Origin of the sequence: Thiothrix caldifontis, assembly GCF_900107695.1 — a bacterium.
In the GTDB taxonomy this organism is placed as follows: Bacteria; Pseudomonadota; Gammaproteobacteria; order Thiotrichales; family Thiotrichaceae; genus Thiothrix; species Thiothrix caldifontis.
This window is the reverse complement of the sequence record NZ_FNQP01000008.1, coordinates 169,522-178,465: the sequence shown is the minus strand read 5'-3', so window position 1 is coordinate 178,465 and position 8,944 is coordinate 169,522. Positions and strand designations below refer to the sequence as shown.

Below are 8,944 nucleotides of genomic sequence, written 5' to 3'. Positions count from 1 at the left end.
AGTGTGGGGTCTCCCCATGTGAGAGTAGGTCAACGCCAAGCATCAATCCTAAAAGCCCCGTTAACGGTTTCCGTTCCGGGGCTTTTTTTATGCCTAATTTTGGAATTTTATCCGTTTCGTTGCCGTTATCCACTACCAGTGAACAGTTTAGAGCTACGAATATGATTGGTTATATGGTTTTGCAATGTTTAACGTAAACGCTGCAACATCCACACCCCACCTACTAGAAATACTAACAATGGTAAAGTGGCTGAAAGCAAAGGCGGAATACCGTAAACGATACCTACGCTTCCAAACATACGGTTAAACAAGAAGAAGACGATACCAATGAGAATGCCAATAAATATGCGTTGCCCTGCTCCCGCATTGCGCTGAAAACTGAAGACGAAAGGTGCTGCAATGATCAGCATAACCAGCGTTGACAAGGGTGTGGTGAAATGCTGCCAGAATGCTTGCTCGAAGCGTTTGCTGTTTAACTCGTTTTCACGCTGATGCTTAATGAAATCCGCCAACTCAGTGGCAGCTAACTGATTGGGTTTTACTGCTGCAATGCTCAGTACTTGTTCTGGAATGAGTTTGTCTTCATGGACTTGAGCTAATGTTTCTTGCCGAACACCATCAGTTTGAATCACTTTACGAGTCAGCTCGTATAAGACCCAACCTGTTGCATCGCGTTCAGCGCGAGCAGCGTGAGTGATGGTGTCAATGCGTCCTGCTTCCGGGTTGATTGTGTAGATAGCCAGCCCTTCCATTTTCTTTTCTGACCATAATTTAGAAATATTGATAATGCGGTTGCCATCTTTAATCCAGATCCCTTGATTACCGATCGCTAACTGCTTTTGCTGCATTCGTAATTTAAAGCTACTGGCTGCCAGTTCAGTATGGGGAGCAACCCATTCACCTAATACAAAAACCATTACTACCAGTACCAGCCCCAGTTTTAGTGTCATTCCCACAATTTGGTGTATGGAAATACCGGCTGCCCGCATGGCAGTAAGTTCGCTGTTAGCAGCAAGATTACCCAATCCTAGCAAGCTGCCAATCAACGTAGCCGTTGGAAAGTAATCGTAGAGAAGTTTAGGCGTTCCCATGAGGATGTAATAAAGTGCTTGCACATTACCGTATTGCGTATCAGGGCTGACATCCCCTAGTTCAGCGAGAAACGCAAAAAACCTATCGAGCAGAGTCAGTGACAACCAAGTGAGTAAAATGCTCGAAAGGACGCTTTTCCACAAATAGCGTTCTAAATGATTCATGCAGGTTTTCCGTAATATTTGTGCAACAGCCAGAAGGCTAATCCCAGTACTAACAGGTGTATCCACCACAGACCGGGCAATAAGGGGAAATCCCCGCGTTCCATCATGCCCCGCACGGTGGCTAACAAACTGGCATAGAGGGCGTAGATAAGAATAGCCACTGCAATTTTGCCGTAACGCCCTTGACGAGGCGCGGTATAACTCAATGGAAATGCCAATAAAGCCAACAACGGTGCTGAAATGATTACCGCAACACGCCATTGCAATTCTGCTTGCGATGCATTATCCGTTTGTGACCACAATTCCAAAATAGGAACGGCTGCCAAGCTGTTACTGGCGCTGTAATTGCGTAAGGGAATGCGGATGCTGTGTTCGCCGAAACGGATAATCGTCATGCCGCCTTGTTCTGGATCCGATTCATAACGGTAGCCATCACTGATTTGTAAAACACGCTCACCACTACCGGAATCAATGAATAACACCGCCGATTTAGCCCAGATCAGCACCTCTTTAGCACCATCTTGAGCGCGGATGAAAAAGCGTTCCATGACCGTGCGGCTAGGGTCAATGCTTTCAGCGAGTGCGGTATAATTGCGTTCAGCCGTGCCAGAGCTGACAAATTCACCGGGGGGAATACCGGCTGCTTCTGGACGCTCATTAATTTCACGACGTAAGTCAGCATTATTGCTTTCTAGCCAAGGCGATACCACGATAACTAGCACGGCTAACAACAGTGTTAAGGGCAATACAAAACTAAAAATAGCACGGTAAAAATGCCGGGGAGCAAACCCAGCAGCCCGCAATGCCGCCATTTCTGAATCGCGGTACAAGCGACTGAATGCCAGCATCATACCGATCAGCAGCGCAACCGGAATCAAGCGAATCAGTTGTTTCAACGAGCCAAACCACAACAAATTACCCACCAAATCCGCCGGTAAGTTGCCGCTGCTGGCATCCGCTAACAACCGTACAAAGGTGTTACCCACAATAATCAACGTTAACACCAGCAGGGTGGCAGCAAAGCTGAGTGCAATTTCTTTGAACAGGTAACGGTTAATAATCATGTTGGTTTAGGCCGTGTTGTGGAAGGTTCGCCACAGGGTTACGAGGCTCATCGCTGTCATGAGACTGGCAATACTCATTTGCAACCAGAATGCTTGTGGGTAGCCGGTATTCAATAGAAAAAGCAGCAGAGAAAATAACAAAAATAATAAAGCCAGTGTGCGTTGCCCCAGCGATGACTGACTCCAGCGCCAGTACAAAGCCAGCCTCCAACCCGCCCAAGCCGAAAACCAGCCGAATGCCGCACCTGCCAATACATCCATTGGCCAGTGTGCGCCCACAGCAATGCGGCTGAATCCCACCAGCAAGGCTAAGCAAAACAGTACCGCAGTCAGGCGTTCGCGTTGCAGGATCAGTGCATATACCCCCGCCAAGACGAAAGCGGCAGTGGTATGACCAGAGGGGAAACTAAAATTTTGTAAATCAACGCCGATCACCTGCGCTTGTGCACCTAACACGCTCAATGGGCGCTCAATTTCTAACAAGGTTTTCAAGCTGCGGGTCAACAAGGTGGCGATTAGCCCTGCCAATAATCCAGCAGGCAGCAATAGGGGGTAACGCCATGCCAGCCCATTCAGTAGCACTAGTACAACCAGCGCATCCCCCAAAATGGTCAAATTTGCCCAAAGTGTGTCAGGTAGTAATGCCGTGAAATGCTGTATTGCCAGAAACAGTTCGGTGTTCAAACCGCTCGCACCGACGATAGCAGTTAATAGCAACAGCAATAAAATCGGCACACCACTGGTTTCTGCTGCATCTCTCATGGGGGATTAACCTTTTTCGCCAAGACTAAACCACCTTGCTTGAACACAATCACGTAATGTTCGGGCGGTTGCAAATGATCCGCTTTGGAAAACACGTATTCGCCGATTTCAGGGGTGCGACGTGGTGTAAGCGCTTGGCGGTAAGTGGTGAAACTCGGCATGTTCACGCCATCCATCACGATAACCGAATCAACGAGGTGGTGACGTGCAAACCGTGCGGCTTCTTTCACCGCCGCTTGTTGGGTGAAGGCCACCACAGGAATCAGCACACTTGTTAAAAACACCGTTTGCAACGCTGCCACAGCGATCAAACGCAGGTGATTTTGTACCTTAGGCCACAGCAGTAAGGCCAACAATGCCAGCAAATAAATAAACGTGGCAGCCCGGTAATAAAGCCCCGTCACTTTTTTCGCTTGCTCTAGTAAGCCTTGGAAGTACAAGCTGGGATTCTGTTCTAGCGATTTTGCCAGTAATTCCGGCAAGAATAGCAAGAGTAGTGCAACTAATACCGCCGGAACGACCGCCAACCAGCGTTGAGGATTCTCCCCGCAGTACTTTGCCAGCAATAACAGCAATGGCGTAATGCCATACAATAAATAGTGCGGTAATTGCGTGTTGGAAAGCGAAAAGAACACAAACACAAACGCAAACCAAAACCATAAAAACTGGTCAATGCTCTCGCGTCCTGCTTGCTTTACCAACTGCACCAACAAGCCGCCAAAGGGCATAATGATAAACGGCAAAGCCACTAGGTAATACCAGACATGTCCGCCGTGACCTTCCATCGTATCGGAGAAGCGGTTGACATTGTGCTTAAAGAAAAAACCGTCGATAAAAGCTTGCCCTTGTGCCATGTATTCCAACACATACCAAGGTGCTGCAACGGCAAGAAACACCACTAGGCCATAAGGGTGGAACACGGTTTGTAGCCATGTTTTCCATTGTTTGTTGCTGATGTATAAAAATGCACTGACGACGAAGGGAATGGCGACGGCTACTGGCCCTTTACACAAAAAACCCAAACCTAACCACAAAAATACCCGAAACAACACCATACGTTTGGGTTGTTCCCAATACCGCCAAATATCAAATAGGGTGAGTGTCATCAGTACGTTGAGCACCGCATCCGCTGTTGCTGCCCGCCCAATCACAATAATCATCGCGGAAGTTGCCACCATCACCGCCGCAAGCATGGCGTTTTGCCGGGGCATTCGCGGTTTCGCGAAATAATACGTTGCCATCACCCAAATACTCGCAGCTAATGCCGACGGCAAGCGCAAACTCCATTCACTAATCCCGAATGCCGACACACTCAGTGCCTGCAACCAGTAAATCAGGATAGGCTTGTCAAAGCGCGGCTCACCGTTGAGGAAGGTGGTAATGAAATCGCCGCGCTGGAGCATTTCCCACGTTGCCGCGCTGAATGCCCCTTCGTCGAGATCAAACAGCGCCGGTGTGCCGAGCTGCCAGAAAAACGCCAGTATCACCAGCGGTAGCAGGAAACCATCCCCGCTGTGCAGTAACCAGTACCGCAAACCAGATGCTACTCTCATGCGCTAGGGGTGTGCCAATGGTGTTCAGGCTCTTCCTCATCGCGAGGAGGACGAATAACGTAAGCATTGCGGCTGGAGGATTCAAAATAAATCCGCGATAACATTTCCGCGATAATGCCGGTGGTCAGGAATTGAATGGAGGTTATCACCAGCATTACCCCCGCCAACAATAAGGGGCGGCCACCAATATCATTGCCCAGAATGAATTTGTCGATACCCAGCCAAGTTAAAATCAGTGAACCAATCAAACCAAATGCCAAGCCAATCGTGCCAAACAAATGCCCCGGACGCGCCCGATACCGCATAAAGAACCACATGAACAGTAAATCGATAATCACGCGGAAGGTGCGGGAAATACCGTATTTGGATTCGCCGCTCAAGCGTTCATTGTGGTTAACCACGGTTTCGCCGATGCGTGATGGTGGTACAGCGGTTGCGACCCACGCCGGAATGAAGCGGTGCATTTCACCATACAAGCGTACCCGTTTCATGACCGAGGCGCGGTAGACTTTGAGGCTGCAACCGTAATCATGCAAATTGACACCGGTAACTTTGCGGATCAGGCGGTTGGCAATGCGCGAGGGAATCTTGCGCATGATCAGCGTGTCTTTGCGGTTTTTACGCCAACCGACTAGCAGATCAAGGTCGCGTTCCTGCAATTCTTTGATCATGGCGGGAATGTCAGCCGGGTCGTTTTGCAAGTCACCATCCAGCGTTACCAGCAGGCTGCCGCGTGCCTGATCAATACCGGCCTGCATGGCAGCGGTTTGCCCGAAATTGCGTTGCAGTTCAACGATATGAATATGTGTTCCAAATTGCGCAGCGGCTTCGTACAGGCGTTTTAGGGTGTGGTCGGAACTGCCATCGTCCACCAGTACCAGTTCCCATTGGCATTCAAAGTGTGCCAATGCTTCGCTGACACGCTTGACTAGCGGCAGGACGTTACCTTCTTCGTTATAGAAGGGCACTATGATACTGACGGTATCAGGAGAATTTGTCATTAAATCAATGTCCGGTTCGGTTACAATCAGCCCCAGATTATACGTTAAAGCGGGTGAATGATGACAGAACAGAGCAATACATCGACGGCACGCTGGAAATTAGCAATTTCGTGGCTAATTCTTATCCTGTTTATCGCAGGTGTTGAGTACTGGTTGGGTTGGAAAACGGTATTAGCACCTTGGGCAACGTTTGGCTGGGCGCAAGGGGCGATTGCCTTGGCGTTATTGATACTGAGTTATGCGCTGCGAGCATGGCGCATGTATGATTATTTTCCGCAACAGTTAGGTGGGCAGTGGTTGCAAACCTGGCGGCTAATGTTGCTGCATAATGCGCTGAATAATCTATTGCCTGCACGCACCGGTGAGCTGAGTTTTCCGGTCATGATGAAACGCTATTTTGGTGTGGGCTATGCACATTCGGTGTCTGCGCTAGTGTGGTTCCGCTTTTTGGATTTACACACGATTTTAGCGTTTGCGATTTACCCCTTATTGGTGGTGACACCGTTGAAGCGGGTGGCTATTCCACTGGTTGTGTTGTGGATGCTGTTGCCGATCGTGGTGTATCTGTTACGTAACCGGATTGAGGTGGCATTTGCGGGTAAAAACGGCAAGTTAAGTGAATTAGCCCAACAAGCCATGTACGGTTTACCGGATAACTGGGGTGAATTTTGGCGTAGCTGGGTCATGACTTGGGCCAACTGGGTGGTGAAATTGGTAACGCTAGCGTGGTTGTTGGGGCAGTTTGTGCCGAATGTTAGTTGGAATATGTTGTTAGCTGGCGTGGTTGGTGGTGAGTTGACCAGTGTCTTGCCGATTCATGCACCGGGTGGATTTGGGACGTATGAAGCCGGGGTCATGGCAGCACTATCGCCAGTGACGAGTATGCAAGTGGCAACAGTCGGGGCAGTGAATGTGCATGTGTTTGTGCTGGGGTCTTCCTTGGTGGGGGCTTTGGTGGGATGGTTGATTCCATTGAAAGTTAAATCAGCATGAGTGAACGGCATACAGGGCTTGCATTGCTGTTGATTTTGCTGGGAATCACGGCTTACCGGGCATGGGTGGTGGCAAGCAATGGCTTGAATTTGTACGTCGATGAGGCGCAATACTGGTATTGGGCACAAGATTTGGCGTGGGGCTACTATTCTAAGCCGCCGGTGATTGCAGCGATTATTGCCGCCACTACCAGCCTGTGTGGTGATAGTGAATTGTGTGTACGTGCAGGCAGTTTGCTGCTGTACCCCTTGAGCACTTGGCTGTTGTTTTTGGTGGCGCGGAAGTTGTTTGATCACCAGGTGGCGTTGCTGGCCGCCGTATTATTTATTACCTTGCCTGCGGTGAGTTTGTCTTCGACGCTGATTTCGACGGATGTGGCACTATTCTTTTGCTGGACACTGGCCTTGTATGCGTTCGTGTTTGCGTTGGATAGCGATGCATGGGATGACTGGCTACTGCTGGGTGTGGCGCTGGGGTTGGGAGTGTTGAGCAAGTACACCATGGGGATTTTTCTGGTTTCTGCACTGGTGTATGTGTTAGCGGCACGGCGTTTTGATTTGTTGCGTAATCCGCGTGCATGGGCTGCCATCCTAGTGATGTTGCTGATTGTCTCCCCCAACGTGTGGTGGAATTGGCAACACGGTTTTCCGACGTTTCAGCATACCGCTGATATTGCCGCCGGTAGTACGCAAGGTGTTTTGCATTGGGATGAGCTGGGGGAATTTCTCGGTGGGCAGTTCGGCGTATTCGGTTTGCTGTTGTTTCCATTGTCGGTATGGGTGGTGTGGAAAGGACAAGTGGCGCATAAAACGCTGCTATTGAGTTTTGCGTTACCATTTTTGCTGATCATTACGGCGCAAGCATTATTTGGGCGGGCGAATGCGAATTGGGCTGCCCCCACGTATGTGGCGGCAACGTTGCTAATGGCGGCGTGGTTGTATGCAAAGTGGAAAACGCTCGCTGTGGTACTGGTGTTGAATATCGTGCTGGGTTTGTTGGTTTACCACCCCGCACCGTTGAATCAGGTGTTGGGGGGGGATTTGCATAAACGCCTGAAAGGGTGGGATGCTCTCGGTGCGCAATACTTGGCGTTGCAACAACAATACCCTCACGCGCTCTTGTTGGCTGATGGACGAGACGTGCTGAGCGAGTTGGCCTATTACGCTCGTCCTAATGGTTTGCAAGGGGTGAGTTGGAACCCACGGCAGCAGCAGCGCCACCATTATGATTTGATAACAACATTGCATGATAAGGTAGGGCAGGACTTTTTACTGGTAACGGCTAACAGCACCTTGCCGGTTGGGATTGAAGGGTACTTTACAACGGTGCGAGCGCTCGCACCGTTGCACGTTGAGGTTCATTCTACCTATAAGCTGAATTACCATACGTTTTTGCTGGCAGGTTTTAAGGGGCTGGTGTTGCAATGAAATTAGGGGGGCAATACCCACAACTGTGGTTGTGGTTCAATGTTGTGGCTGCGTCTACGCTAGTGTTTTGGTTGTCTGATTGGGATTTAACCGTTGCTGCCCTGTTTCAGCAAGCGGGTTATTGGCTTTTGGATGACTTCCCGCTGTGGAAGGCGTTGTTCTACGATGGTGTGCCCTATATTGCGGGCAGCGTGCTAATCGTTAGTGTGTTGATTATAGTGTCTAGTACCGTCTTGCGGCGTTGGTATCGTATGCGTTTGTATGCGGCGTATGTGATATTGGTCTTTCTGATTGGCCCCGGTTTATTGGTTAATAGTGTGTTTAAGGATAATTGGGGTAGGCCACGTCCTGTGCAAGTCGTGCAGTTAGGAGGGGAAGAGACCTATGTGCCGCCGGGGTATTTCGTGGCGAATGGCAATGGGCGTTCATTTCCCAGTGGGCATAGTTCGATTGGATTTGCGTTTGTGGCGTTCTGGTTTTTGTGGCGTAAACGTAAGCCGCAATGGGCAAGGGTTGCTTTGGTGTTCGCGTTATTGTTAGGTGGCGCTATTGGCGTGACGCGCATGGCAGCGGGGGGGCATTTCCTCTCTGACGTGATGTGGTCAGGGTGGGTGGTGCTATTCGCTGCGTGGTTGTTGTATTACCCTCTCATGCGCATTGCCGAACGTGAGGCGCGTTATTTGGTTTAACTGTTCCCCGGTTGCACATCAATGCGGGTCACTTCACCGTCTGCATCGATTTCAATGGAAAGTTGAATCGGGTTGCAACAGACTTGGCAGTCTTCGATATAGTCTTGGCTACCTGCGATAATGTCAATTTCGATGGGGGATGCGGAATGGCAATAAGGGCAGGTGATGTCAGTGTGTGTTAGAACCTGCGACATGGTGA

General features: G+C 49.8%; 9 protein-coding genes. 3 read left to right on the top strand and 6 right to left on the bottom strand.

Features of this window, described 5'->3' with window-relative positions:
- Positions 1-188: 188 nt before the first annotated feature.
- Genes lptG through BLV87_RS08715 form a run of 5 tightly spaced genes read right to left on the bottom strand, consistent with a single transcriptional unit; the run spans position 189 to position 5,636 of the window.
- On the bottom strand, positions 189-1,256 hold the full coding sequence (gene lptG, locus BLV87_RS08735) for an LPS export ABC transporter permease LptG (RefSeq protein ID WP_093067545.1): 1,068 nt from the start codon (positions 1,254-1,256) through the stop codon (positions 189-191).
- Positions 1,253-2,320 (bottom strand): LPS export ABC transporter permease LptF, encoded by a 1,068-nt coding sequence (gene lptF, locus BLV87_RS08730; protein WP_093067543.1) that lies wholly within the window; start codon positions 2,318-2,320, stop codon positions 1,253-1,255. Before lptF ends, lptG begins: the two co-directional genes overlap by 4 nt.
- 6 nt (positions 2,321-2,326) lie before the next feature.
- Entirely contained in the window at positions 2,327-3,082 is a 756-nt protein-coding gene (locus tag BLV87_RS08725) for a phosphatase PAP2 family protein (RefSeq protein WP_093067540.1), read from the bottom strand.
- Positions 3,079-4,635, bottom strand: coding sequence for an ArnT family glycosyltransferase (locus BLV87_RS08720; protein WP_093067538.1), 1,557 nt, complete (start codon positions 4,633-4,635; stop codon positions 3,079-3,081). The genes BLV87_RS08725 and BLV87_RS08720 overlap by 4 nt, the downstream gene beginning before the upstream one ends.
- The gene (locus tag BLV87_RS08715; RefSeq protein ID WP_093067535.1) at positions 4,632-5,636 is read right to left on the bottom strand and encodes a glycosyltransferase family 2 protein; all 1,005 of its coding nucleotides are present in this window, start codon (positions 5,634-5,636) and stop codon (positions 4,632-4,634) included. Before BLV87_RS08715 ends, BLV87_RS08720 begins: the two co-directional genes overlap by 4 nt.
- Before the next feature lie 57 nt (positions 5,637-5,693).
- On the opposite strand from BLV87_RS08715, the gene BLV87_RS08710 reads away from it, so the two are divergent.
- Genes BLV87_RS08710 through BLV87_RS08700 form a run of 3 tightly spaced genes read left to right on the top strand, consistent with a single transcriptional unit; the run spans position 5,694 to position 8,745 of the window.
- The gene (locus BLV87_RS08710) at positions 5,694-6,629 is read left to right on the top strand and encodes a lysylphosphatidylglycerol synthase domain-containing protein (protein ID WP_093067532.1); all 936 of its coding nucleotides are present in this window, start codon (positions 5,694-5,696) and stop codon (positions 6,627-6,629) included.
- Positions 6,626-8,056: an ArnT family glycosyltransferase gene (locus BLV87_RS08705; RefSeq protein ID WP_093067529.1), complete on the top strand. Its 1,431-nt coding sequence runs from the start codon at positions 6,626-6,628 to the stop codon at positions 8,054-8,056. Before BLV87_RS08710 ends, BLV87_RS08705 begins: the two co-directional genes overlap by 4 nt.
- On the top strand, positions 8,053-8,745 hold the full coding sequence (locus BLV87_RS08700) for a phosphatase PAP2 family protein (RefSeq protein ID WP_093067526.1): 693 nt from the start codon (positions 8,053-8,055) through the stop codon (positions 8,743-8,745). Before BLV87_RS08705 ends, BLV87_RS08700 begins: the two co-directional genes overlap by 4 nt.
- On the opposite strand, the gene BLV87_RS08695 is transcribed toward BLV87_RS08700, so the two are convergent.
- Entirely contained in the window at positions 8,742-8,939 is a 198-nt protein-coding gene (locus tag BLV87_RS08695) for a CPXCG motif-containing cysteine-rich protein (protein ID WP_093067524.1), read from the bottom strand. The two genes, BLV87_RS08700 and BLV87_RS08695, sit on opposite strands and share 4 nt — an antisense overlap.
- Positions 8,940-8,944 lie beyond the last annotated feature (5 nt).

Coding starts and splice junctions, on each gene's coding strand:
- lptG (WP_093067545.1), bottom strand. CDS start 1,256: ATGAATCATTTAGAACGCTATTTGTGGAAAAGCGTCCTTTCGAGCATT.
- lptF (WP_093067543.1), bottom strand. CDS start 2,320: ATGATTATTAACCGTTACCTGTTCAAAGAAATTGCACTCAGCTTTGCT.
- BLV87_RS08725 (WP_093067540.1), bottom strand. CDS start 3,082: ATGAGAGATGCAGCAGAAACCAGTGGTGTGCCGATTTTATTGCTGTTG.
- BLV87_RS08720 (WP_093067538.1), bottom strand. CDS start 4,635: ATGAGAGTAGCATCTGGTTTGCGGTACTGGTTACTGCACAGCGGGGAT.
- BLV87_RS08715 (WP_093067535.1), bottom strand. CDS start 5,636: ATGACAAATTCTCCTGATACCGTCAGTATCATAGTGCCCTTCTATAAC.
- BLV87_RS08710 (WP_093067532.1), top strand. CDS start 5,694: ATGATGACAGAACAGAGCAATACATCGACGGCACGCTGGAAATTAGCA.
- BLV87_RS08705 (WP_093067529.1), top strand. CDS start 6,626: ATGAGTGAACGGCATACAGGGCTTGCATTGCTGTTGATTTTGCTGGGA.
- BLV87_RS08700 (WP_093067526.1), top strand. CDS start 8,053: ATGAAATTAGGGGGGCAATACCCACAACTGTGGTTGTGGTTCAATGTT.
- BLV87_RS08695 (WP_093067524.1), bottom strand. CDS start 8,939: ATGTCGCAGGTTCTAACACACACTGACATCACCTGCCCTTATTGCCAT.